19 protein-coding genes are annotated in these 23,982 nt (G+C 56.0%); 10 read left to right on the top strand and 9 right to left on the bottom strand.

Features of this window, described 5'->3' with window-relative positions; all coding sequences use genetic code 11:
- The gene (gene tssA / locus EDC30_RS02135; RefSeq protein ID WP_132256810.1) at window positions 1–1,059 is read left to right on the top strand and encodes a type VI secretion system protein TssA; all 1,059 of its coding nucleotides are present in this window, start codon (window positions 1–3) and stop codon (window positions 1,057–1,059) included.
- 127 nt (window positions 1,060–1,186) lie between these two features.
- Here tssA and EDC30_RS02130 read toward each other — a convergent pair whose 3' ends face one another.
- The 6 genes from EDC30_RS02130 to EDC30_RS02105 form a co-directional block, all read right to left on the bottom strand.
- Entirely contained in the window at window positions 1,187–2,041 is an 855-nt protein-coding gene (locus EDC30_RS02130; RefSeq protein WP_132256808.1) for an OmpA family protein, read from the bottom strand.
- A gap of 9 nt (window positions 2,042–2,050) precedes the next feature.
- Complete coding sequence (gene tagF, locus EDC30_RS02125) at window positions 2,051–3,031, bottom strand: type VI secretion system-associated protein TagF (protein WP_132256806.1); 981 nt, start codon at window positions 3,029–3,031, stop codon at window positions 2,051–2,053.
- Window positions 3,032–3,046: 15 nt separating this feature from the next.
- Window positions 3,047–6,826 (bottom strand): type VI secretion system membrane subunit TssM, encoded by a 3,780-nt coding sequence (gene tssM / locus EDC30_RS02120; protein ID WP_132256805.1) that lies wholly within the window; start codon window positions 6,824–6,826, stop codon window positions 3,047–3,049.
- A gap of 48 nt (window positions 6,827–6,874) precedes the next feature.
- The gene (locus EDC30_RS02115; RefSeq protein WP_165973702.1) at window positions 6,875–8,398 is read right to left on the bottom strand and encodes a hypothetical protein; all 1,524 of its coding nucleotides are present in this window, start codon (window positions 8,396–8,398) and stop codon (window positions 6,875–6,877) included.
- An 83-nt stretch (window positions 8,399–8,481) separates the two neighbouring features.
- A complete protein-coding gene (locus EDC30_RS02110; protein WP_132256801.1) occupies window positions 8,482–8,751 on the bottom strand; it encodes a PAAR domain-containing protein in 270 nt (89 codons plus the stop codon).
- Between the two features lie 74 nt (window positions 8,752–8,825).
- Window positions 8,826–9,683, bottom strand: coding sequence for a M15 family metallopeptidase (locus tag EDC30_RS02105; protein ID WP_243656617.1), 858 nt, complete (start codon window positions 9,681–9,683; stop codon window positions 8,826–8,828).
- Between the two features lie 284 nt (window positions 9,684–9,967).
- Between EDC30_RS02105 and EDC30_RS02100 the strand changes: the two genes are divergently transcribed.
- A complete protein-coding gene (locus tag EDC30_RS02100; RefSeq protein ID WP_132256798.1) occupies window positions 9,968–10,882 on the top strand; it encodes a hypothetical protein in 915 nt (304 codons plus the stop codon).
- A 16-nt stretch (window positions 10,883–10,898) separates the two neighbouring features.
- Here EDC30_RS02100 and EDC30_RS02095 read toward each other — a convergent pair whose 3' ends face one another.
- On the bottom strand, window positions 10,899–12,521 hold the full coding sequence (locus tag EDC30_RS02095) for an NAD(P)/FAD-dependent oxidoreductase (RefSeq protein ID WP_132256797.1): 1,623 nt from the start codon (window positions 12,519–12,521) through the stop codon (window positions 10,899–10,901).
- A gap of 358 nt (window positions 12,522–12,879) precedes the next feature.
- Here EDC30_RS02095 and EDC30_RS02090 point away from each other — a divergent pair, with 358 nt between their 5' ends.
- The 4 genes from EDC30_RS02090 to EDC30_RS02075 all read left to right on the top strand — a co-directional run bounded on the left by EDC30_RS02090 (window position 12,880) and on the right by EDC30_RS02075 (window position 17,257).
- Window positions 12,880–13,434 carry a DUF4142 domain-containing protein gene (locus tag EDC30_RS02090; protein WP_165973701.1) on the top strand — a complete coding sequence of 185 codons (555 nt, stop codon included), beginning with the start codon at window positions 12,880–12,882 and terminating at the stop codon, window positions 13,432–13,434.
- 48 nt (window positions 13,435–13,482) lie between these two features.
- Window positions 13,483–13,932 carry a CBS domain-containing protein gene (locus EDC30_RS02085; protein WP_132256793.1) on the top strand — a complete coding sequence of 150 codons (450 nt, stop codon included), beginning with the start codon at window positions 13,483–13,485 and terminating at the stop codon, window positions 13,930–13,932.
- A 143-nt stretch (window positions 13,933–14,075) separates the two neighbouring features.
- Window positions 14,076–14,525: an Hsp20/alpha crystallin family protein gene (locus tag EDC30_RS02080; protein ID WP_132256792.1), complete on the top strand. Its 450-nt coding sequence runs from the start codon at window positions 14,076–14,078 to the stop codon at window positions 14,523–14,525.
- 299 nt (window positions 14,526–14,824) lie between these two features.
- Window positions 14,825–17,257 carry a DUF1631 family protein gene (locus EDC30_RS02075; protein WP_132256790.1) on the top strand — a complete coding sequence of 811 codons (2,433 nt, stop codon included), beginning with the start codon at window positions 14,825–14,827 and terminating at the stop codon, window positions 17,255–17,257.
- Window positions 17,258–17,259: 2 nt separating this feature from the next.
- Here EDC30_RS02075 and EDC30_RS02070 read toward each other — a convergent pair whose 3' ends face one another.
- Window positions 17,260–18,144, bottom strand: a complete 885-nt coding sequence (locus tag EDC30_RS02070; protein ID WP_424446892.1) for a pirin family protein — start codon at window positions 18,142–18,144, stop codon at window positions 17,260–17,262.
- A gap of 67 nt (window positions 18,145–18,211) precedes the next feature.
- Window positions 18,212–18,814 carry an FMN-dependent NADH-azoreductase gene (locus tag EDC30_RS02065; protein WP_132256786.1) on the bottom strand — a complete coding sequence of 201 codons (603 nt, stop codon included), beginning with the start codon at window positions 18,812–18,814 and terminating at the stop codon, window positions 18,212–18,214.
- 113 nt (window positions 18,815–18,927) lie between these two features.
- Here EDC30_RS02065 and EDC30_RS02060 point away from each other — a divergent pair, with 113 nt between their 5' ends.
- From EDC30_RS02060 to EDC30_RS02045, 4 genes are all read left to right on the top strand, one after another.
- On the top strand, window positions 18,928–19,878 hold the full coding sequence (locus EDC30_RS02060; protein WP_132256785.1) for a LysR family transcriptional regulator: 951 nt from the start codon (window positions 18,928–18,930) through the stop codon (window positions 19,876–19,878).
- Between the two features lie 252 nt (window positions 19,879–20,130).
- Window positions 20,131–21,003, top strand: a complete 873-nt coding sequence (locus tag EDC30_RS02055) for an alpha/beta hydrolase (RefSeq protein WP_341539855.1) — start codon at window positions 20,131–20,133, stop codon at window positions 21,001–21,003.
- Window positions 21,004–21,046: 43 nt separating this feature from the next.
- Window positions 21,047–22,933, top strand: coding sequence for a potassium transporter Kup (locus EDC30_RS02050; protein ID WP_132256781.1), 1,887 nt, complete (start codon window positions 21,047–21,049; stop codon window positions 22,931–22,933).
- 160 nt (window positions 22,934–23,093) lie between these two features.
- Window positions 23,094–23,930 carry an HDOD domain-containing protein gene (locus EDC30_RS02045; protein WP_132256780.1) on the top strand — a complete coding sequence of 279 codons (837 nt, stop codon included), beginning with the start codon at window positions 23,094–23,096 and terminating at the stop codon, window positions 23,928–23,930.
- The last annotated feature ends 52 nt before the right edge of the window (window positions 23,931–23,982 follow it).

The following is a 23,982-nucleotide window of genomic DNA, read 5'->3' as shown; positions in this document are numbered from 1 at the left end:
ATGAACATGCAATTCGAAGGCATACTTGAACCTATATCCGAATCCTCTCTATGTGGCGAAGATCTCGCGTATTCTCCGGAATTCGACCGCATCAAGGAAGCGCGCCGTGAAGACGATCCGAGCATCGAGTATGGTGAATGGCAAGCCGAGCTCAAACAGGCTGACTGGCCAGCAGTCGTAAAAGACTGCACACAATTGCTCGCCACGCGAAGCAAGGATTTGCGGCTGGCAGCCTGGCTGACGGAAGGGCTGGTCAAGACTGACGGCCTGGCTGGATTGGGGCAGGGCATGGAACTGGCGGCACGCCTGATCGAACGCTTTGGCGGCCAGATCCATCCGCAGCCGGAACGTGGCGACCAGGAGCAGCGAATCGGCAATATCTCCTGGCTGGTAAAGCGCATGGCTGAGCTGGTGCGGCAAATCCCGGTTACCCAGTCCAAGCTGGGAGCATTCAATCTCAATGACTTCGAGTCGGCCCGCATGGTGGAGTCCCAGCTCCAGCGAGATCCCGAATCAATCGCGGAAGACAAGATAACTCTTGAAAAATTTTCCGCGGCGGCGGCCAAGACCGACCAGGCTTTGTTTAAACAATGGCTCAGCGATGCGGTACGCTGCCAGGCTGCACTGGGCGAACTCAAGCGGGTGGCAGACGCCTTGTTTGGTGATGACGGTCCGACATTCGCGCCGCTTTCTGAATCGCTTGATGCCATACAGGATCGCTTGCAGAGAACTGCCCGCGAACTCGGCTTACTGGAGGAGGGTGAAAAAAATACCTCCGTGGATGAGGATGAGACTACGACAGTGGACGCGCTCGCTCAGTGTGGCGGACCGAAGGGCCCGATCAGGACCCGCGCCCAGGCGCTGGAACAGTTACGACTGGTCGCCGATTTCTTCCGTCGTACCGAGCCTCATAGTCCGGTAGCCTATCTTGCTGACAAGGCGGCGCGCTGGGGTAACATGCCGCTGCATGTATGGCTCCGTAGCGTGATGAAAGATCAGGGCAGCCTCTCTCATCTTGAAGAATTGCTGGGGATGGATAGAGAAGCGTCGGAAAGCTGATTCTGCCTGGATCGATGGGGCGGCCTTCACAAGCTGCCCTTTTTTGTATGCATGGATTGTGTCTCCAGCCACAGGTGGCCGGTGGCGTTTGATGGCTATCCTGCACGTTATCCGATCGATCAGACTTTTACTGACTTACACGAAACTCGATGCGGCGATTGCGGCGGCGGCCGTCATCGGTGGTATTGGATACGAGCGGCTGGTCAGGGCCCATGCCAGTGGTGGTAATGGCTTGCGGCGCGAGTCCTTTGGCGACCAGATACACTTTAACGGAGTCTGCCCGCGCCATCGAGAGTGAGACATTGTGCGCGCGCGTTCCAGTGTCGTCGGTATGGCCGATAATGTCGATTTTTTTGGATTCCATTTTCGAAAGCGCGTGGGCCATTTCATCGAGAATTCGCTTGCCGGATTCCGTCAGCATGGCGCTGCCATTTTCAAATTCAATTACCCGGTTTGCCAGGGTCTGATCGACAACGGACTGGCTGCTGGCTACTACCCGCAAAGCGTTCTTGACTGTATATGTCGGATTCAGCGAATTGGCGATACTACCGGTTACGGTCTGTTTTGTCGTCTCGCTATCTACCTCGCCGCGTACGGCTACGTTATTGCCGTCGACAGTAAGTTGCCCCTTGTGAATTGTTTTTAGGTTTGGCGCGATAAGCTTTTGTACATGTCCAGTCCAGTTGGCCGGTGCGATGACGCCGCCGACGCTTAGCTGGTCGACCACCTGACCGGTTCCATATACTTCCTGCAGGCGTGAAAGCAGCGCAGCCTTTGTTGCTTCATCAGGCACGGTGCCGGAAATGACGACACGACCGACCGGCACGGTACCGGCAGTCGCTGCCTGTGTCGAGGATTGTTCCGCCCAAACGGATCCGGAAACCATTGTCATGGCCAGAAAGGTCATGCCGGCGATTGCGGTATAGGTTGAGTTAATAATGCCGCTCAGGGCGTTCGAAATGGGTGAATTGGACAATTTCATGTTCGACTCCTAAAGGCCGGCAAAGCACTGGCGAAAAGTTTCTACTACCTGTTTCAGGGCCAGGTCGCCATGGCTCAGATAGCTGGAGAGCTTGATGGTGCCGAGGTCTTGCATGACGCATTCCTCGACCCATGCTGACTGGCTGACGTCGATCAGGCATTCTTCCGCTGATTGTTCATTGAACAGTGCTCGGTAAATGTTGGGCGGCACGCCATTGAAGGTCACGATAAGCTTGGGCAGGCCGAAGTGCGTGCATGAAAAAATGCTGAGTTCCATTTCCGCGCGCAGCAGGAATGTGCCGATCAAATCAAGCCAGAAACATCTGGCCAGCTTTGATTGGGCTGGGTCACGGGGAAGTGGAAGCGCCAGTCCTTTTTGCGGTGGAATACTGTAGTTGGATAGCATGGGCTGCAATAAATAGCCCAGCGCCAGAATCATGTGACGCAGGCTGGAATTCTCGCTCGGCAGCGCCAGGGATTGTTTGAAGCTATCCAGGTTTGCCGATGATAGATGGCGGTTATAAGCGCCTGCAATGGTCTGGTCGTCAATTTCAGCTTCCAGATGGATTTCGTTCAAGCTGCCCAGCACCTCGTTTGCATCATGCGTCGTAACTGCATACTGCACCAGTGCGCGAAGGCGATTGACGTGGGGTTCCAGCATCAGCGTGCCAAGGCGCAGAAAATCGAGCGGCTCGTCGATTTCGAAAAGGCTTGCGGCGATAAACGGAAAGCGCCGCGAGGACGCGTCTCTGCTTGGCATTAGTTGACCGGCGATCGCATGTTTTTTGTGGGTGCCGATAAAGAGAAAGTCGACGATCCCGGCATTGTCGTAATAGATTTTCCAACCAGGTTCCGCAAGGAGTAATTCCATTCCTTGGGCGACCCAGTTGTCTATCAGCGAAATGACCTTGATTCCGGTCGCGCTCTTTACGAAATCGCCACGCGCCGGAATTTTGCCAAAATAGAGAGTAGAAGGATTCTTTAATTGCATGATATTACCTCGCCCTCATGAACGTGCTGGCCCAGCCGCCGGCGCTGCTGCCTCCGCTTGTTCACCGGCCACCGAAGCGGGGAGGGCAAGTCCTCTCAATCCCGTGTCGGCTGCGCCGTTTGATCCAGCGCCAGGACGGGCATCGCTAATCAGGCGAAATCTCAGGGACACCTGGTGACCCGAGCTATCCCAACTCATATGGAAAATGCCATTGTCGAGTTTTTTCCGCTGGGCTGAATTAATGAATTTTTCGAGGCCGAACTGGCCGGGGAAATTGACGATTTCAACAGTTCGGCCGTCATTGGTGACTGCAGTGATTTTCGCGCCGGGCTGGCCAAGCACATTCGGCCAGGCGAAGCTGTGCCACTCTTGCTGGCCATTCCGGTAACGCATGAGTTGACCATCAATTTCAACGGAGTACTCGAGCAGGCCAGGCGTAGGGATAGGCAATAGCTGGAAATTGGTCTGAGCCTGGCCGGCGTTACCGCTGGGTGAACTGGCAGTGCCAGCATGTCCTTGTGCGGCAACATAGCGCGCGAGATTGGCGGAGAACTGTGGATTCAATCTGACACCCATGTCCGCCCAGGTCCTTGTTGCCAGTGTGTCTCCCCGTCGGATGACCAGAGGTCCCATGGCTGACTGCACATACTTGGAAATGGCGCCGTCAGGGCCGAACACCTGGGAAATTTCGCCCGGCGTCGCTTCCACTCTCGAATCCGCGGCAAACGGATATTTCGATGCGAGAGATCGATTGAATGGTTCATAAACCTGCGCCATCCAGGTGCGATTCAACTCCCGCTCGGCAGGTGCAATGATGACGGCGAATGCCTGCATGAGCGGACGTACCAGCAACGGACGGATGGTCGCCTTTTCCTGAGCGGGCATCCCGGTCAGCATATTTTCATCAATGTATTTCAACGCATCCGCCAGTTCCGATCCATTGCCATCCATCGTCGCCTGCATGAGTTGCCTGCTCGCCGGCCCGAAATCGCCCGCGTTATTGATCTGATTGAAACGAGTGCGAACCTTGGATAAATGGTCGAGATAGCCTTTCATCAAGGAGAGGTCCTTATTGTCGCCACGCGCTACGACCAGATTGGCGATCGCGGCGAATTCCTTGCCCACGATGCCAGTCTGCAGACCGGCTGTACCGTTCGAATTTGTCCCCATGTCGATACGAACCTGGTTCGGCGTCTGCCGCAGCACGGTCTCACGGAACCAGTCGAGCAATCCGCGTTTTGCGCCTTGCAGACCCTGGCTGACCAAGGAAGGATTATCCCAGGACGTCTCGTGGTAGAGCGTTTGCAGCAATGCGCTGATCGGAGAGGATTGCGGGTCTCCGAGCACATTCATATGCTGCACCGCATTGTCGAAACCAGCGAAATCCTTGATCAGGATGCCTTGCATGAATTTCTTCCATTCGTTGACGTAATCGGCCTTGTAAAGGCGAACCAGTTCCTTCTGGATTTGTTCGGGACTGCCTTCCAGCGACAGGTCATCTTTTACCGAAGTCTTCAGCACCCAGTCAGTGCTTTGCAATTCCTTTGTGCTGGCTTCCTTGATGGCGCCTTCGACGTACTGTTCCCAGGCAGCCCTCGTAAATGCGCCGGATACGGTATGGCTGCCTGCGACGATTTCCTGGTGTTGTTCGCCGACGATGCTGGCGACAGTAACGATGGGGAAACGTGTCGCCGCCCGCATGCGAATTTCGCTATAAACCCTTTCCCGCGCAGGCGTGCCCTTGACGACCGGTTTCAACGTGTCGCGAACCTGGTCTACCAGCGCCAGCTTGTTGTCGATGAGCGGGAAGTCCGGCTGGTCGGCCTGGGCCAGATAAAAGGAGATGAGTTTCTCCGCGTGGCGGACAACTTGCTCGCGCGATGCGGTGCCGCGATTGTTCTCGAGCCAGTTCCGCCAGAACCGCGTCAATTGGTCGTTGAGATGACCCGGATCGATCCTGTCGCGATTGCCAAGCATCAGGTAAGTCTTCAGCGCCTTGTAGGCGTCTTCGGCATTGCCGGGGAGGGCGTCCTTGTACAGGGTCGGTCCATTGTTGGCGGGGGCGGCAGCCAGCACCATTCCGCCCTGCGCGCTGCGCACAGGCGCTTCAAGCTTGCCGGCGTTGGCGATTACCTCGGCAAGGAAGGATTCGAGATTTGCGGCAACCGGCTGCAGCATCACTTGCTGCAATCCCTTGAAGTATTCAGCCCGCAACTTGTGCTCGATCCGGTCGCCCTGATACAGGCCGAACGTCAGCGCAAGCGGGCGGCTGTCATGATATTGCTTCAGTTGTTGCAGACGGTCTTGCAGGATGCCCAGCGCCTCAAGTCGTGACGCCAGATCCACGCGATTTTCCTGTACCTTCCTGGCATGGTCGAGATCGGCCTGGATATTGGCCATGTATTGCTGGTTGTTGACGAATGACCAGCTCCAGCCGCCAAGGACAAGACCGAGCGCCAGCACGGCGCCGTAGAATGTGGCATAACGCAAGCGGATCTTGCTGCGGCTGGCGTATTGGCGAACCAGGTTGCGATCTGCAAAGATCACCGACGAAAATAGGTTTTTCAGGAAGAACCCGGTATTGGAACTGATACTGGCAGTCAGTCGGCGGCCGGCGGACAGGCTGAACTGCTGCACGATGCGTTCGCCGGTGGCATGCGTAGCGACGCCTTCCTGGATCGCACTGGTAAAGTAGAAACCTCGGAAAATCGGTTTGAACTGATAGGGATTATCTTCAAATAGCGTGGCGATGAAGGTACGCAAATGGTGCTTGACCCCGACGAATTCGAGCGGGAAAGTCAGCACGCCGGGACTCATGCCTTCGCTGCGATTGAGCGACATGCGCGTCGTGCCCAACTCCTTGATGCCTTCAGCGAGCTTGTCGAAATGCTGATCGAAATGGCTGATGGCGTTGGCTTTGCCATCGCCATCGTAGGGCAGGGTGGCGCCCCATACGCGGCTGCGCTCTTCCGCATCCGAATCCTCGAAGAAATCGACGAAGCCCGCGATCAGGTCGACCTTGGTAAAGACGACATAGACCGGTGCGAACAGTTCGAGGCGTTCGGTCAATTCCTGCACGCGCTGGCGCAATTCGCGCGCGAGCGTGATGCCGACATCAGGACGGTTGCTGCATAGCTCGGCAATGCTGGCGACAATGACGATGCCGTTGATCGGCGCCTTGGGGCGATACTTTTTCAAAAGCTTGAGAAAGCCGAACCACTCCTCGCGGTCTTCCTCCTGCACGGCGTAGCGTCCGGCAGTATCGAGCAGGATGCCTTCGGTCGTAAAAAACCAGTCGCAGTTACGCGTGCCGCCGATGCCCTGTACGGATTGCCCGCCTTTGTCGGAAAAAGGAAAGTTGAGGCCTGAGTTGAGTACGGCTGTGCTTTTACCCGCAGCCGGATTGCCGATTACAATGTACCAGGGCATTTCATAGAGTGCCGCAGATCCGGTGCGCTGCCCGAGCTTGGAATTTTTGATGGTGTGAACAGCTTCTAGCAATCGCTTCTTCAGGATGTCGATTTCCTGCTTTTTATCCGTTGGCGCAAGTTTTACAGCATCCTCGACTTGTGTCGCGAACATGCTTTCCATCGCTTTTCCCGCGCGCCGGGCAACAAACCATCTAATCAACAGATACGCGATCCAGGCCGTAATTGCCATGGTCCAGCCGATATACAGCCATTCGCTTCGCATGTCGAAAGTCGTGCCAATCACGTAAATTGCGACGAGGATGAAGAGCAGGCCGACGGCAGATGCGAAGCGCGCGTCACGGAATAGGGAAAAGAGTCGATTCATTTGATGCAATCCATTCAGCAAGTACACATGATCGGAATGAGCGGGAAATCAAGCATGTCGGGACGCCTGTGCTAAATCGGCCGACGGGAGAAGCACGGCAGCCGCACGCTCATAGGCATGACTGACGTTGAAAAGGAGAACGGGGCGCCCCGTTTCTGCTACATGGACGATGCCGGCAATGCAGCTACCTGCATTTGACGCTGCGCCGGTATGGCCGCACATCTCATTGATGGCAAGCCTGTCTTCGATGGCATCAAGATGCGGCGTGTTGGCCAGCATGGTGCCGATGCATTCGAGGACGCGGCTGCTGCGGTGATCGGCATCACATGCAATTGCTACGCATTCTTCGGTGGATACGCCTGCGGCAGCGAGGGCGCCTTTGACCACGGTATCAAGCATGGCATGTCCGGCTTTGCGGGCGCCATCGGCAGGTTCGTCGCGACGTCCTAGTATCACCGGCTGCAAGGTGCAGGACGGCGAGGTAAGCGCCAGAGAACGTGCCTTGTCGTTCACGCATAAGATCGCGAATGCCGCTTCGCCAGGCATCAATCCTTGAGGGGTATCGCTGGCAAACAGCCGGCTTTCGACCTGCCATCGCTCGGTTATGACCTGGCAAAGCGTGGAATCACATGCCAGCAACAGCAAGGCCTGGGATTCCGCAGCATGGAGATACTCGGTGCGGAAGCGCTCCGCGAGAAGCAGGGCCGCTGGCTCATCAGTGGCTGCCACCATCTGGACATGCATGCTTCCGCTATCGACCGGTAGAGAAGAAGTTTGCTGAAGCAGATACGCTAATGCCAATTGCTGCTCAGCCGGCGTAAAGTCGGCAGGTACGATGAACTTGATTTGCAGGCGCAAGCGCTTGTGAGCTTGCCGGTCGACCGGCTCCGTGCCGCGCAAAGTGGCCAGCCCGTGGCGGCTGTCGTTCGTTTCTGCGGATTCCACCATCAACGGCCAGTCCATGTTCAACTGGTCGGTCAAGTGATGTAAAAGAGCGAGGGCGCGCAGAAAGCCATCTCGGCCGCTGTCGTTGTAAGCTGGCGACAAGCCGGGATTGTTGGCAATGATGCGCTCCAGTCCCGATTCCACCACAGAGGTATCGATATCCCGCACGCGGCCGGCATGTATGGGATAGCCATAGTCGTTAAGCAGGCCGTTGTCAGGCTGAGGCCGAAGTTTTTTCTCCAACAGGGCAGAGTGAAAGTCGTGGATGCCTGGTCCGGCACAGGTAATTCCCCAGCCTGCAATCACGGGCAAGCCGCTGGGTACAGTACTTTCAGTTATGTTCGCTGCATTTGGGGCGGTATTCGCAGGTTTGGCTGTAGTCGGAGCGGACTGGTCCTTTTTGATTTGCCGCGCGCGTCGCCATTGGATGGCAGCGAAGATTCCGATGGCAGCCAATGGCATGGCAACCAGATAAATCAGGACGTCTTCCAGGCTGATCTGGCGTTTGCTGGATTGCCACCAAAGGATCACGCCAAGCCAGATACTAATTACCAGGCCGAGTGGGATCAGTATCCACTTAACCAGACGTAACAGGACAGGACGCGAGGACGTAGACGCGGACATCATTAAGACTGCACAGTGCTGAAAACGGAGTGTTTGGGGAAAGTCATATCTGCAACTGATCTCGGCTTATAGAGGGGTAATCCGGTTCACTCGGTATTGGTCGGTACTTGTGTCGCCACCAGAGTTGCGCCGCAGGCTGTGAGGTCGCCATGACGTGCTGCGGGGCTGCCATCGATGAGCACGTTCGGGTCGCCCGTCACGATGACTGTCATGCCTCCATGCCCCTTGCGAGGGCAAGTCACCTGATCACCCACGCGTGCAATACGTTTGCCTTCAGTATCGGTAGTCGGCGCTCCACCGACTACGGTGCCGCCATGACTCGTTGCGTCACCTATTACGATGAATGGTCTGGTCATGCTGGATATGGAATTATGAAATTGATAATTGTTAGAATGATAATTTCACTATGTCAAATTAGCAATATAAATTTCTATTTGCGCTGGATTGTTCCCTGCCTGCGCAATTCGACGTGGCCGAAGTCCATCATCTTCCAACGTCCGCCCCAGACGAGACCGACCGATTCTGCCAATTCACCATAGAGCCGATAGCCTTGCATCGCCCAGGGGTCCTTTTCCGAGATGACGAGCTTGTCATTTCGGACAAAGGCACTATCAGCCGCCAGGCCGAATTGGTGGTAACTCTGGAATGCTCCGGCATTCGTAACCTGCGGACCAAGGCTTGCGAGATATGTTTGTCGCTCCGGGCTGCGGTAACCTTCCAGCAAAGCCATCGGATACCCTTTTTTCTCCATGAGCTGGAAGACGATCAGTAAACGTTGGCGAAAATCGGCATCAAGCGCCAACCACTCGCGGCTGGCTCCGCCCAAGTCCTGCCGGATTGCGGCGACTTCAGGAGTAATGAATGCCTCGGGCGGCATCGGTGGTGGAGGCGCTAATTGTTCACCGCGTAGTAGCGCAAGGACGACCGGATCAGTGGTTTGCGGCATCTCCTGGTATCCAGGCAGGGAGCGTGAAGATAGAAAAAATAGGACGAGGATGATCGGCAATGCGAGCAAACCCATGCTCGCCGCTGCATGCAGCCGATGGTGGAGGATGAATACCAACGGCCGCCTGAATGACTCCAAAAGCATGCGCCCCGTACTACCCGATGTGCGTTGTACGCCGTCTCCAATTCCGCAGAACATTGTCAACATCCAGTTGCCTGCACGCTGAATCCGGTTTTGCAAGGCCTGCCGCCGTTCGGAATCAAGAACGAAGATTCCGCCTGCTATGATCGCCAGGCCGTACGCCATGACCAACAGAATAAATAGGGTGCTGCTTGTTAACATGGGTAATCAGCAGGCTGATGAATGCAAAGAAATGCAAAAGTTGCAATTAATATTATATTAATGTTATAACTGTTGCAATTGATACTTTGATATTCATATAGTCGCTATTCCTCATGACTGCACAATCGGCGGGACCTGCCTCCCCAAGCAAAGCAGGCAGACCATCGCTCTATACCGAAACCATGCTGCATGCAGCGGAGGTCCAGGACGGCAGTATTCTCGGCGGGCTGGAACAATCTCGTCCGCATCGAAAGCGCCTGATCGTCCTGTTAGGCGCGGCCTCGATGTGCGCCGTGGCGATTGGATATTGGCAGGCTACTGGAGCAGTCCCGTTCAGGGAGGCTGGTCCGGCAAAATTGTTGGAAGCGACGCAACAAACGTCGTCGCCTCATGCTGATCCAGCGTTACCGTCAATGCCGAAAATTGCCACGTCCGCAGCAGATGCGGCAGGGAGCGCGACCGAGGTGCCGGGCGAACAGATGGCAGCCATTGTGGTGTCCGGCGTTGAGGATGGCAAGGTGGCGTTGACGATAAGTGCGCAGGAATCTCCAGCTCCCAAATTGCCAAGCCCGCTTCAAGTCAACGAAGAGAAGGGAAATGCTGTCATGCAGCCGGCAGTGGCGGCGCAATCTGAAGCGGAAAACAAGGGGAAGGCTGGTGAGGCTCTTGGTACAGCGTCGTCAGCGATGCGAAGCAGTGGTAGCAGTCCTGTTCTTCCGGTCAATGAGCCGGCTCCTGCCCAGCAAAGCCCCGTCGCATCGAAGGATGCGCAGGTGGTCGACAAAAATTTGTCTGCTGTTAAAAAGGATAAATCCGGCAGCAGCATTGCCAACGCTCCGCGCCAAAGCATGGCAAAAGGCAAGTCTGCCGAAAAAGACGGCGACGTGGAATTGATCGCAGCCTTGTTAAATAGGGTGTCCGCAAAATCGGACCCTGTTGCGGAAGACGCTGCCCGGAAGCAGGCAAGCGCAAAAAGCGCATCGCGTTCAGGCGCTGCCGATCAAAAGAAAGCCAAAAAGAATGGACTGGTCCGCGAAAGCGCCACACCGTCTCAGGCGTCTGTCGAAGCCCAGTTAAAGCGATGCGGTACGATGGGTTTTCTGGACAGCGAGCTTTGCCGCATCCGAGTATGCGATGGGCGCTGGGGGCGCGAACCTGGCTGCCCGGAGAATTCTCAGGCCAGCGCGGCCTTGCCGTAAGCTGGTTCGCTGCCGTTTAAGCCGAGACCTTTGGCGAGTCGCCCGTCATACTCAGTGCGACCGCTTCGGCAACCCGGATGCCATCGATTGCTGCCGACATGATGCCGCCGGCATACCCGGCACCTTCGCCGGCGGGGTAGAGCCCGACGGTATTGATGCTCTGCAGGGTGTCATCCCGGCGGCGGATGCGCACTGGCGACGATGTCCGGGTTTCTACACCAGTCAGCACGGCATCGGCCATCGAAAAGCCCTTGATCTGCTTATCGAAGAACGGGATCGCTTCACGAATCGCGGCAATTGCATAGTCCGGCAGAGCGGTATCCAGATTCCCCAAGTGCACGCCTGGTTTGTACGATGGCTGCACGGATCCGAATTCAGTGGAAGCGCGGTTGGCCAGGAAGTCTCCTACCAGTTGGCCCGGCGCGTCGTATGTTCCGCCGCCCAGTTCGAATGCGCGCGATTCCCAGTGGCGCTGGAATTCAATGCCTGCGAGCGGGTGACCCGGGTAATCAGCGGGCGTGATGCCTACCACGATGCCGCTGTTGGCATTGCGCTCATTGCGCGAGTACTGGCTCATGCCATTGGTGACGACGCGATTGGGTTCGGAGGTCGCCGCCACCACGGTGCCGCCCGGGCACATGCAAAAACTGTAAACCGAGCGGCCATTGGAACAGTGGTGCACAAGCTTGTAATCTGCCGCGCCCAGCAAGGGGTGGCCAGCATAGGGCCCGAATCTGGCGCGGTCGATGATCGACTGGGGATGCTCGATGCGGAAGCCGATGGAAAAGGGTTTGGCTTCCATGTATACGCCACTGTCGTACAGCATCTGGAAGGTATCGCGGGCACTATGTCCGATAGCCAGCACGACCTGGTCCGAAGCCAGATATTCGCCGTTAGCCAAGCTGACGCCGCGAACCTTGCCATCCTTTAGATCCAGGCTTTCCACTTTGCTCTCGAAGCGGAATTCTCCACCGAGTTCTTCGATGGTCGCACGCATTTGCTCCACCATCTTCACAAGCCTGAAGGTGCCGATGTGCGGTTTGTTGATATACAAAATCTCAGGCGGCGCATCAGCCTTGACGAACTCAGTCAAGACCTTGCGGCCATAGTGCTTTGGATCTTTTACCTGGCTATACAGCTTGCCGTCCGAGAATGTCCCGGCACCACCTTCGCCGAATTGCACGTTCGACTCGGGCTTCAGGTCGCGCTTGCGCCAGAGGCCCCAGGTATCCTTGGTTCGCTCACGGACAACCTTGCCGCGTTCCAGGATGATTGGGCGAAAACCCATCTGCGCCAGGATCAATGCCGCGAAAATCCCGCAGGGACCGAAACCGATAACCAGCGGACGCGTGGATAGTTTGGCAGGCGCTTGAGCGACGAATTGATAGGATGTGTCTGGTGTCTTGCCGACATGGCGATCATTCTTCAATCGGCGCATTACGTCTGCTTCATCGGCAACATCAATATCCAGCGTGTAGATAAAGCTGATCGCGGTTTTCTTGCGTGCGTCGCTGCTGCGCTTGAAAATCGTATAGTGAAGCAATGCCGCCGCGGGAATGCCGAGACGCTGCAAAATGGCTTCCCGCAGCTCGTCATCGGAATGTTCAAGAGGAAGTTGAAGATCTGTAATTCGCAGCATGAAACTCGTTGGTGCGAACTGCAAGGGGGCCAGGCTCCCCGCAGAATCGCAATCCGGCTAAAGAAAAGAGCCGCTATTTTACTTGATCAAGTTTGCTCATGGGCTCCGAGCTTCGAGACTGTAAATAGTGCTGGAGTATTTGTAGTTTCTGCCAATTTGCCAAAAGCTGTTTGTTCATGATGCCTGCGATGCCAGGAAGAGAGGGATAAATCCGGGTAGGCATGGCCTTTGCCTGAAACCTGCACGCGGTGATGCAACCAGCGATCCGCCGACCCGACAATGGCTAAAGGAGAAACTGTCAATGAACGCGCTAACTTCCGGTATCAAGGTGACAGCAGTTATAGGTCTGGCATTATCCATGACTGTCTCGTCCGCTGAGGCGCAATCATCCGCCGCATCGTCATCGTCGCCCGCCGCTTCTTCCGCGACCGGTTCCGGCGGCATGGGCAGCGCGGCAAAATCCTCGATTTCAGCTTCCGGGAAAACAGTAAGCGCGTCAGACAAGCGGATGATGATGGAGCTGGCGCAAGCGAACATCGCAGAAATCGAAACCGCCAAGCTGGCCGAGAAGCAAACCAAGAATCCCGATGTCCTGGCATTCGCCAAGAAAATGATCGAGGATCATACTCAGGCGTCAAATGAATTGACTCAGTTGGCCCAGACAAAAGGCGTGGATTTGCCACAGAAGCCCGATTCCAAGCATGAAGCCCTAGCTAGAAAAATGGCCAAGCTATCAGATCAGCAATTCGACAAGCAATACATGGCCAATGCCGGCGTGTCGGATCATCGGGCGACGATAAGCTTGTTGAAGCGTATTCAGACCAAAGCCTCCGACCAGGATCTGAAGGCCCTGGCCGGGAAGCTTTTGCCTACCGTCGAAGAACATCTGACGATGGCTCAGCCGAAAAAGTAGTATTACAGCGGCATCATCCGCTCTCGTTTTCTTTGCTGGAGGAATGACATGGCCATCAGCGAATGTTGCAATATCGGCGTCGTGTGCTGCGAGGAGGGAACGTCAATTCCTGAAATTGCACATTTGATGCGAAAACACCATGTCGGTGACGTGGTGGTGGTTCGCCATGAGGAAGACAAGCGTATCCCTATCGGCATCATAACTGACCGGGATATTGTCGTGGAAACCATTGCAGAGCAGGTCGACATGAACCTGGTGACTGCCGGGGATATCATGAGCACGCCGTTGATCACGGTGCATGAAAACGAAAGCTTCGCAGAATCCTTGCGTCTGATGCGGCATCATAAAATCCGGCGGCTGCCTATCGTCGATGAAAGAGGCATCCTGTACGGCATAGTGTCAGCCGGTGACATTGCGCATTTGCTGGCAGCCGAGCTATCCATGTTAACGACAACGATAACTGAACAGCCTTTGGCGGAAAGGCAGGTGCGGCGTTGAATGTCGATCAAACCTGCTTAGTTTGAGCTTCCTCAGGCGAAGCGGGATAACGCATCCTAAAATGAATTCACTACGTTCCTGGCGCCGTATGCGAACTGATGATTACGGTCGCCCGTACTATTTCTTACTAGATGGAGGCCAGCATGGCTGGAAACTTGTCACGTTTCGATCCATTCAGGGCTATGGCTCGTTTCGACCCGATGCAGGAAATGGAAGAGTTATTAAAGGATAACCGCTGGATGCCGAACATGCGCAGGTTCGGCGGTGAGTCGATGATGAAAATGGATGTAAGCGAAACCGATCAGGCGTACACCGTCAAAGCCGAGATTCCTGGGGTGGCAAAGGAAGATATCAAGGTGGCTATCGAGGGGAACAATGTTTCGATCACCGCGGAAGTCAAAAATGAGCATGAGGAAAAAGAGGGGGAAAACCTGATCCATAGCGAGCGGTATTATGGCCAGCAATCCCGCCACTTTTCGCTGGCGCAGGAAGTCGACGATAGTAAGGCTGAGGCTAAATATCACGACGGGGTTCTGGAATTGGTTTTACCGAAGAAAACCAGCTCGGGACGCAAACAAATCTCGATTCAGTGAAGGCAGACAGTAAGGCTATCCTGCATAAGCCATAACTGTTGTTGTCCCGACATTTCTGCAATTAGTTAATTTGGTCCGCCCGGCATTGCCCGGGCTATTTTTATGCGTCGTTGTTTTATAAAAAAACGGCACTTCACAATTGTCATTAATACAATAACTGAGCGCATAATTTGTCGTATCCACGCTGTGTAAAACATCTAACAGGAAGAGCAAAGATATATTGCTGTTTCTTATACATTGCCTCTGCGCTATTATTTCAACATCTAAATGCAGTTTCGACAGGATATTGATAATCAAGAATGCAGCTCGTAAAACGCGTAATTCAGCTCGCAAAGGATCGTGCACTCATTAAGTTCTCGGCGCTTGCCAAAACCATGGTGCGGGAAGCCGAAAATGCGATGGTGCAGGAACTGGCCGATCCGCTCATGCAAGTCGAACGGCGAACAGCAGTTGCCGCTTTACATGCGCTGCGCCAGGAACAATCCGCAATCTTGTACGGCTTTGACACGCGCTATCGGGATGGCGTAGAGCGGGGACTTCGCACCATGTACACCGACCTGCGACAAGGCCTGGATAAGCTTTCGGCGAATACGTTGTCGTTGATCGATGATGAAACGGTCAACCGGCAACTGGAAGTCGGTCATCTCGTGCAGCGCTTGCGCGACGCTTGCGATGAAAATCTGGGCAGGTTGAATATCATGATCGCTCAGATGCATGGCGACGCCGATGTGCATGAACGGGAAAACCCGTTCCGGCCTTATCTGATTGCGCGTGCCTTGTACGAGAGTCTGAATGAGCGTGTGGCGGATGAAGATTGCGCCAGGATTCTGTTTTCCCGCTTATCCGATTCGCTGGCTGCGCATCTGTCGAACTATTACGCGTCGATCTGCGAAGTGTTCGATGCCAATGGCATTCAGGCGCGTTTGCTGGCGCGTCCGACCAAGCTGAAACGCCATCAGCGCGACATGCTTGCCCAGCAGCTCGCAGCGATGAATAGCACCAATCAGCCTTCCATGTTCGCGATGGGCGGCATGGGCAGAGGCGGGGCAGGCTCAGGCTCCTCGCGGCTTGAGGATATTAATTCGCGGGTTCTGCCGGTATTGCAGCGCATGCTTGAAACACTGCCTGTCGCCGGAGAACAAGATACTGATGCAAGCGCTGGCGATGGCCTTTCATCGAAAGCCCTGGCAGGGCGATTACAAGCCCCCTTACTTCCAGAACTTGTCTGGAAATTGTTTAACCAGCCGGAAAGCGTACCGACTGATGCGGGCTTAGGCCAGACATTCGCAGGAAGCGCCGCAGGCGTCGCTGCTGCGGTTCCAGGCCCATTGGCCGATCCGGAGGTGCTGAAACAGATCGATGGCTATCAGCGCCAGGCTGCGGATGTTCAGGAAGAGAGCGATGCCGCCTCGGGTAGCCGGAATGAGCTGTTCGAAATCGGTAATCGGCTGGAAGTATCGGAGCCTGGGCAGCGATTCGCGATCGATGTCGTATCCGTATTGTTTGAATTTATCCTGGAGGACGAACAGATTCCTGCAGGCGTACGCGCTCGTATCGCACGGCTGCAGATTCCGTTCCTTAAAGCGGCGATGCTGGAACCTCATCTGCTGCAGCAGGCCAGCCATCCCGCCCGACAACTGTTGAACCGGATTGGCTCGGCAACCATCGGCCTCGATGCGGATTCTCTCATGGCGCAAAGGCTTGATGGCGAGATCGCCCGACTGGTCAAGCGCATACTGAAAGAATTTGAACACGACACAGCGCTGTTTGGCGACTGCCTGCAGGAATTCGAAAGCTTTCTGGCGGAAGAATTGGCCAATGCCAATGCGGAGGCTGCCCGTAGTATTCAGGCTGCCGAAGAAGCCGAGAAATTCAGCGCCGTGCTGCGCAGTACTGCAGAGTCCCTGCATGAGATCGTCAGCCCGATGGATATCGATCAGCGTGTCAAGGATTTCATCGAGCAGGTATGGGCGCGCGTTCTCGTCCGTGCCGCAAGACAGGATGCGGAAAGCGGTGCGGCGACGACCGGGCCTCAGTATCGCGACGTGTTACCGGAACTGGTATGGAGTGCCCAGGTAAAGACGACCGCCGAAGAGCGCAGTGCCCTGATGCGTATGCTGCCTGGCCTTGTCAAGCGGCTGCGCGTCGGCATGCTGATGGTGCACATGCCGGAAGATGAATGCAAGACGGCGCTGGACAGCCTGGTGCCGGTGCATATGCAGGTATTGCGCCAGCAAGCGCCCGGTGAAAACGCGAAGGCTTTGCCTGGTCTGGAAGAGTTGCGCAAGGAATTTTCCCGCCTGGTGGCGAGCGACTACGGTGATGCGTGGGTATTGACCGAACCTCTGCAGGTGGAACCGGAGATTCTCCAGTCCGCGCTGGCTGACAAGGGCGTGGAAGCCGATGTAGATATGGCACCGCCGTCGCCTTATGCGACGACTCCTTCCAAGGATTTGCTGTTGCAGCTGCAAGTCGGCAGTTGCGTCGAATTCCGGGCTGGCGATACGGCAGCGCCTGCTCGCCTGATCTGGGTCAGCCGGCACCATTCATTGTTCATTTTTCGGCTGGATGGTCAAACCAAACCCATGGTGTATGCGGCGGCATCGCTACTCCAGGCCCTGCAAAGCGGGAAAGTCGGCTTGATGGAATATGCGCCCGCCTTCGACCGGGCCGTGGATGCGCTGATGATGGGTGCCGAAGCGGTGCAGTCGAGCCGCCCCGGCCATCCTTGAAACTAGAACCGACCTGCGCGGAAATCCTCGACGGCCTGGAAGATTTCCTCATTCGTATTCATCACGAATGGACCATACTGTGCTATCGGTTCGCCTAGCGGTCGTCCCGCAATTAACAAGGCCCGTGCCGGCCCATCCGTCTTTAGCAGCACGCCATCGGACGAAGGGTCGTTGCGAAGAATTGCCATGCGTTGAGCCGGCACCTCGGTGTCGCCTAGCTTGATGCTGCCGCGATAGACATACACGAAGGCGTTATGGCTTGCGGGAAGCGGCTGGGCGAAGCTGCCGGCATCCGTGAAATGCAGATCCAGATAAAGCGGCTCGGTATGCTCGCGTTGCATCGCTCCGTCCACTCCGTGACTGCTACCGGCAATGATCCGCGCGGTGACACCTTCGGCCGTGGTGACTTCCGGGATATCGGTGCCCTGAAAGTCGCGATACCATGGCCTAGTCATCTTGTCCCGGGCAGGGAGGTTCAGCCATAGCTGGAAGCCTTCCATGACGCCGTCTTCCTGCTCCGGCAGTTCGGAATGGATCACCCCGTGGCCAGCCGTCATCCACTGCACGCCGCCATTGGTCAGCAAGCCTTCGTTGCCGGCGCTGTCGCGGTGGCGCATGCGTCCGGCAATCATATAGGTGACGGTCTCGAAGCCGCGATGCGGATGGTTCGGAAATCCGCCGATATAGTCTTCCGGTTTGTCGGTGCCGAACGCATCCAACATGAGGAATGGATCCAGCCGGCGTTGTAGATCCTGCGTGAGCACGCGGGTAAGCTTGACGCCGGCGCCATCCGAGGTCGCCATGCCGGTAACCAGGCGTTCGACGGCGCGCGGAAGCGATACGGTTTGGCTTTGTACAGGTTGCTTGGTCGCCACTGTCATCATCATCTCCTAAATATTCAGTCGTCCCGGGCGGGCATTCGGTCCGGGAATCTGCCGCCGTCAATTTCCCCGTTCAGGCACTGACCAGCTGTTCGATCTCGGCGCGTGCCGCAGCCATGGCTTGCTGTTCGGCTTCCGGTCCCATCGCCAGACCTTCCGCGTAGACGAACTCGACGTCGGTCATGCCCAAAAATCCCAGCACCGTTTTCAAATATGGCACTTGCGTGTCGGCCGGTGTATTGCGGTACTGGCCGCCACGGGTAAGAACAGCGTAGACCTTCTTGCCTTTCAGGAGGCCTTCCGGGCCGTTTTCAGTATATCTAAACGTCACCCGCGCACGCGCAATGGCATCGATCCAGTTCTTCAACTGTGCCGTGATGCCGAAGTTATACATCGGCACGCCAAGCACGACGATATCGGCAGCCTGGATTTCCGCGATCAACTCATCATCGAGAGCCACGCGCGCTGCCTGTTCCGTAGTGCGTTGTTCCGCGGGCGTGAACAAGGCTTGCAGAGCGGTTTCATCCAGTGCGGGATGCGGCGTGACGCCAAGATCGCGTAGCGTCAGGGTGGAACCCTGGTGCGTGGACCGCAGTTTGGCCACAAGTTCGCTTGCCAGGCGAGTCGAGTTGGAATTGCCGGTACGTGCGCTTGAATTAACTTGCAGGATGTTCATTCTTGTTCCCCTCATTGCTGATCTGATGAAGAGAAGTGTAGATGTTCCAAAAACTTTGCAGAAGGCTGTAATTCGGATAACATCGTTCCAAATTTGGAACAATAGGTGAGCCGATGCGCTTGGAACCCAACGATCTTTTGCTCTTCGCCAAAGTTGTCGAGGAAGGCAGTTTCAGCAAGGCGGCGGAACGGCTGGCTTTGCCGAAATCGACGCTGTCCCGCAGGATTACTGCGCTGGAAACCGAACTAGGCGAACGCCTGTTGCTGCGCACGACGCGCAAGCTCAGCCTGACGGATTTCGGCCACGGTGTGCTGGAGCATGCCCGGCAACTGGCTGCGGAAGTGGAGGCGGCTGCGGCGCTTGCGCAGCAGCGGCAGGCGGAACCCAGCGGTCGTTTGCGCATCTCGATGCCTGGCGACCTGGCAAACGTGGCGCTAGTTCAGTTTCTCGCATCCTTTGCCGCCAAATATCCGGCAATCGAACTGGAAATCGACCTGTCGCCGCGGAGAGTCGATCTGATCGGCGAAAATTTCGACGTGGCGATTCGCATGGGTAAGCTGACTGACGATGCGTCGATTGCGGCACGCCGCCTGGCTGTGTTTTCGGCCGGCCTGTATGCTTCGCCGCGTTATCTGGAGCGCAAAGGAGTCCCTTCCGAGCCCGAAGCGCTGATGGAGCACCACACCTTGCGGCTGCTGGCGCGTAATGGCGAACCGGGTCCGTGGATACTGAGCCGGGGCGAGCAGCGCTGGCAAGGCATTCCGCCCGGCCGTGCCACCGCCAATTCGCCGGAACTGCTCATACGCCTCGCGCGCGCCGGCGCCGGGATTGCGGTGGTGCCGGATCACTATGCCCAGGCATACGTGGAAAGAGGGGAGCTGGTGCGCGTGCTGGTAGACTGGCAAACCCCAAGTACCACGGCCTGGGCTGTGTTTCCGGGGCGGCGCCTGATGCCTGCCAGGACGCGCGTGTTCATCGATATGCTGGCAGAGGAATTCTCAAGCCCGGATTGCCAGGCACGGGCGGCCTTGGGAATGCGCGATGATTTATCGGGCGAGATCTGACATGTTCCTTCTCAAGTTGCGGGTCAACATGCATGTTGTCAATAGATTAGCCACTATATAATAACGACCATGTTGAATTGCGCCATGTCGCCTGCTAAGCTCCTCCGCAAAAAATCCGCCCGATACACCATCTGAAAGTCAACTATGCTGGATGCCGATGCAAGGAAGGTACTTGACCTGATGTCGAGTAAAAACTTGCCGTCACTCGAATTAATGCCTCCCATGCTGGCACGGGCGAGTTTTAAAGCCGGAATGTTTACATCCCAGCCGGCTGCGCCTCAGATTGGCTCGGTCGAGAATATCGTTGTTCCTGGTCCGGCCGGCTCGATACCTGTGCGCCATTATCGGCCGGCGGGGATGCCGAAACAGGAAGCGATTGCGGCGCTGGTGTTTTTTCACGGTGGCGGCTTCACGCTTGGCGACCTGGATACGCACGATACGCTGTGTCGCCAATTATGCGAAGAGGCCGGCGTTGCGGTGCTGTCGGTGGATTATCGTCTCGGGCCTGAGCACAAATTCCCCGCCGCGCACGTCGATGGCTTCGCCGCCCTGCAATGGATTGCCGCTCATGCGACTGAACTGGGCATTTCGCCCCACTGCATTGCCGTGGGGGGCGATAGCGCGGGCGGCAATATCGCCGCCAGTTGCGCCATCATGGCGCGTGACAGCGGCGGACCGAAGCTGGCATTTCAACTGCTAATTTACCCGGCCACGGATTTTCGCTGCATAGCGCCTTCCCATCAGCGTAACGGCAAAGGATATCTGCTGACCGCGAGCATGATCGAATACTTCTGCGCATGTTACCTTGCCAGCGATGCGGATCGTCTCGACTGGCGCCTGTCGCCCCTGCTGGCTGCGGAGCATGCCAGGCTGCCGCCGGCACTGATCATGACGGCCGGCTTCGATCCTCTGGTGGACGAAGGACGGGCCTATGCCGAACAACTGCGGGCGGCCGGCAACCTGGTCGAATATATCTGCTATGAAGGCCAGTTCCATGGCTTTATCACCATGGGCCGCGTGGTTGCGCAGGCCAATGATGCGGTCAACCTATGTGCGGAGCGGCTGAAGAACTCGTGCGCATTAATTGGCAAGCAAAATGCCATGCCATCCGCAGCATCGTCATGACTGCAATAGCCTGCCTCAATAATAATGCAATAGGTGCATAGTAATGTCTGACCAAGCCAAATCGAGTTTGCGCGCATTGACGATTGCCGCCATCGGCATCGTCTATGGCGATATCGGAACCAGCCCACTGTATACGATGAAAGAGGTGTTTTCATCCGAGCACGGCATCCCGCTTACGCAGGAAAATCTGCTTGGTGTCGTTTCACTGATTGTCTGGGGATTGATCGTCATCGTATCGCTCAAGTACGTGACTCTGGTGCTGCGCGCAAATAACCGTGGTGAGGGCGGCATCATGGCCTTGCTGGCGCTGGCCTTATCGTCTGTCACGTATAACTCGCGCTGGTATTTCCCAGTCATGCTGGTCGGCCTGATCGGCGCGTCGTTGTTCTATGGAGATAGCGTCATTACCCCCGCTATCTCGGTGCTGTCGGCAATTGAAGGCCTAGAAGTGGCGACGCCGGCATTCCAGCCTTATGTGGTGCCGATCACGGTGGGGATTCTGGTCGCGCTCTACATGTTTCAGCGTACCGGCACAGCGGGGATCGGCAAATGGTTCGGACCCGTGATGATCGCCTGGTTCCTGGCTCTGGGTTGTATGGGGCTAGTGAACATAATGAAGACACCGGCCATTCTGGAAGCGCTCAATCCGCTGCATGCAATAGAATTTTTGGCCGGTAAGAGCTGGGTCGCGTTCATTGCCCTAGGTGCGATCGTGCTGGCGTTTACAGGTGCGGAGGCGCTGTATGCAGATATGGGGCACTTTGGCAAAAAACCGGTACGGCTGGCCTGGTTTTCGGTTGTATTTCCTGGCTTGGCTCTGAATTACCTAGGACAGGGCGCCTTGCTGATGGTAAATCCGTCGGCGGTCGAAAACCCGTTTTTCCAACAGCTCGGTCCATGGAGCGTATTGCCGCTGGTCTGCCTGGCTACTCTGGCAACGGTCATCGCTTCGCAGGCAACCATTTCCGGCACGTTTTCCATGACCCACCAGGCGATTGCGCTCGGCTTCCTGCCGCGCATGCGCGTCATGTATACATCCGAACGTGAAATGGGACAGATCTATATTCCGCTGGTGAACTGGCTGCAGCTTGTCGCCGTCGTACTGGCGGTTATCGGCTTCAATTCGTCTTCCAAGCTGGCGGCGGCTTACGGAATCGCGGTGACCGGCACCATGCTGATGACGACGTTCCTGACCTTTTTCGTCATCCGTTACAAGTGGCGCTACAACCTGCTGCTATGCTGGCTGGCTACCGGCTTTTTCTTCACCATCGATATTTCACTGCTGTCAGCAAATGTGCTGAAGATCGTGCATGGCGGCTGGTTCCCGATCCTTCTGGGCGTAACGATGGTGACGATCATGCTGACCTGGAAGGATGGACGCAATGCCGTCTATCAGAATCTGCAGAAGCATTTGATTCCGTTGGAAGATTTTCTGCAGTCGCTGTTCGTCAGTCCGCCCGTACGGGTCGAAGGCACGGCGGTGTTCTTTCGTGCGGAAGGGGATGGCGTGCCCCATGCCATGCTGCATAACCTGTTGCATAACAAGGTCTTGCATGAGCGAACCATATTCCTGACTGTCTTCAATGAGGACATTCCCTATGTCCCGGAAAGGGACCGGATAAAGGTGCTAGGTCTGGAGCATGAATGCTATCAGGTAGATGTGCACTACGGTTTCAAGGACGACCGGGATATTCCACGGGCCCTGGAGTTGTGCGCCAGCCAGGGACTGGACATCGAGATGATGAGTACCTCTTTCTTCATTGCGAGGCAAAACGTAATTCCACGCGTTGGCGGCGAAGGCAGCAGCAACATGGCGAACTGGCGCGAAGCCTTGTACGCAACCATGTCACGCAATGCACGTGATGCGGCAGATTATTATCGCGTCCCTAGCAACCGCGTGATCGAGTTGGGAACGCAGGTAGAGATATGAGTAGGTATTCGATAGGCAGACTTATAGATAGCACGACTCGAAAGCGTTATGCATTTTGCAATTTCTACCATGTTGTTTTTTTATCGATCGGTTCGTGATTTTTGGCGTTCGATAATTGCCAATTAACATCTGTTCAAATGCTGGGAGTATAATTTTCCGCATGGACAGACTTGACGCATTCAGAAACATTGCCGAGCAAGCGAGCCGGGGAGACATGGTCTTCCCGACCAACGTCAATGCTTCGCTCAAAATTCAGCAAGCCTTGAATGATCCCGACTGCCATATGGAGTTGGCGGCCAAGCTGGTCATGACCGAACCGTTACTCGCGGCACGCTCAGTGGCAATCGCGAATTCGGTGGCTTACAACCGCTCGGGCAGCGATATCACCAATGTGCGCACCGCCGTAATGCGTCTGGGTTTCCGTACATTGCAATCGCTGGTGGCGGCGGTGGTCGTGCGCCAGATCGGCAGCACGCTGTCCGATCCGTCCTTGCGCGCCAAGGTCGCTCAATTGTGGGAGCATACAGCCCACGTGGCGGCATTGGCCCATGTCATTGCCCGCAAAGTGACCCGCCTTGATCCGGATACTGCGATGTTTGCCGGTATCGTGCATGAAGTCGGCGGTTTTTATCTGCTGTCCAGAGCGGAAGAGTTTCCGGGATTGCTGGATGGCGATCCGGAATCCTGGGCGGAATATGGCGAAAAAATCATCGGGCGTGGCGTACTGAAAAAACTGGCGGTGCCGCAACCGGTTGCCGAGGCTGTCGAATCGCTGTGGTATGGCTACCGTGCCATGCCGCCCGAGACTCTGGGCGATACCTTGATCCTGGCTAACGACCTTGCTTCCGTTCCTTCGCCCCTGTTCGATACGGCTGGAGCAACCACGGAAACGTCTGCTTCCACCATCGATTTCGTCGTCGGCGAAGGCACCTTGTCCGAAATCCTTGAAGAGTCCGACGAGGAAGTCAAGACGCTGACAGCCGCCCTGATGTTCTGATTTCTTTCCTGAGACAATCAAGTTCTTCAGGCTTGCCTGCCAGTTCTTGCGC

Origin of the sequence: Paucimonas lemoignei (genome assembly GCF_004342585.1) — a bacterium.
GTDB classification, from domain to species: domain Bacteria; phylum Pseudomonadota; class Gammaproteobacteria; order Burkholderiales; family Burkholderiaceae_D; genus Paucimonas; species Paucimonas lemoignei.
This window is presented reverse-complemented; position numbering and strand designations above follow the sequence as displayed.

Bases quoted from the DNA above. Each gene is read 5' to 3' on its own strand.
- tssA (WP_132256810.1), top strand. From the start codon at position 1: ATGAACATGCAATTCGAAGGCATACTTGAACCTATATCCGAATCCTCT.
- EDC30_RS02130 (WP_132256808.1), bottom strand. From the start codon at position 2,041: ATGAAATTGTCCAATTCACCCATTTCGAACGCCCTGAGCGGCATTATT.
- tagF (WP_132256806.1), bottom strand. From the start codon at position 3,031: ATGCAATTAAAGAATCCTTCTACTCTCTATTTTGGCAAAATTCCGGCG.
- tssM (WP_132256805.1), bottom strand. From the start codon at position 6,826: ATGAATCGACTCTTTTCCCTATTCCGTGACGCGCGCTTCGCATCTGCC.
- EDC30_RS02115 (WP_165973702.1), bottom strand. From the start codon at position 8,398: ATGATGTCCGCGTCTACGTCCTCGCGTCCTGTCCTGTTACGTCTGGTT.
- EDC30_RS02110 (WP_132256801.1), bottom strand. From the start codon at position 8,751: ATGACCAGACCATTCATCGTAATAGGTGACGCAACGAGTCATGGCGGC.
- EDC30_RS02105 (WP_243656617.1), bottom strand. From the start codon at position 9,683: ATGTTAACAAGCAGCACCCTATTTATTCTGTTGGTCATGGCGTACGGC.
- EDC30_RS02100 (WP_132256798.1), top strand. From the start codon at position 9,968: ATGTGCGCCGTGGCGATTGGATATTGGCAGGCTACTGGAGCAGTCCCG.
- EDC30_RS02095 (WP_132256797.1), bottom strand. From the start codon at position 12,521: ATGCTGCGAATTACAGATCTTCAACTTCCTCTTGAACATTCCGATGAC.
- EDC30_RS02090 (WP_165973701.1), top strand. From the start codon at position 12,880: ATGACTGTCTCGTCCGCTGAGGCGCAATCATCCGCCGCATCGTCATCG.
- EDC30_RS02085 (WP_132256793.1), top strand. From the start codon at position 13,483: ATGGCCATCAGCGAATGTTGCAATATCGGCGTCGTGTGCTGCGAGGAG.
- EDC30_RS02080 (WP_132256792.1), top strand. From the start codon at position 14,076: ATGGCTGGAAACTTGTCACGTTTCGATCCATTCAGGGCTATGGCTCGT.
- EDC30_RS02075 (WP_132256790.1), top strand. From the start codon at position 14,825: ATGCAGCTCGTAAAACGCGTAATTCAGCTCGCAAAGGATCGTGCACTC.
- EDC30_RS02070 (WP_424446892.1), bottom strand. From the start codon at position 18,144: ATGATGATGACAGTGGCGACCAAGCAACCTGTACAAAGCCAAACCGTA.
- EDC30_RS02065 (WP_132256786.1), bottom strand. From the start codon at position 18,814: ATGAACATCCTGCAAGTTAATTCAAGCGCACGTACCGGCAATTCCAAC.
- EDC30_RS02060 (WP_132256785.1), top strand. From the start codon at position 18,928: ATGCGCTTGGAACCCAACGATCTTTTGCTCTTCGCCAAAGTTGTCGAG.
- EDC30_RS02055 (WP_341539855.1), top strand. From the start codon at position 20,131: ATGTTTACATCCCAGCCGGCTGCGCCTCAGATTGGCTCGGTCGAGAAT.
- EDC30_RS02050 (WP_132256781.1), top strand. From the start codon at position 21,047: ATGTCTGACCAAGCCAAATCGAGTTTGCGCGCATTGACGATTGCCGCC.
- EDC30_RS02045 (WP_132256780.1), top strand. From the start codon at position 23,094: ATGGACAGACTTGACGCATTCAGAAACATTGCCGAGCAAGCGAGCCGG.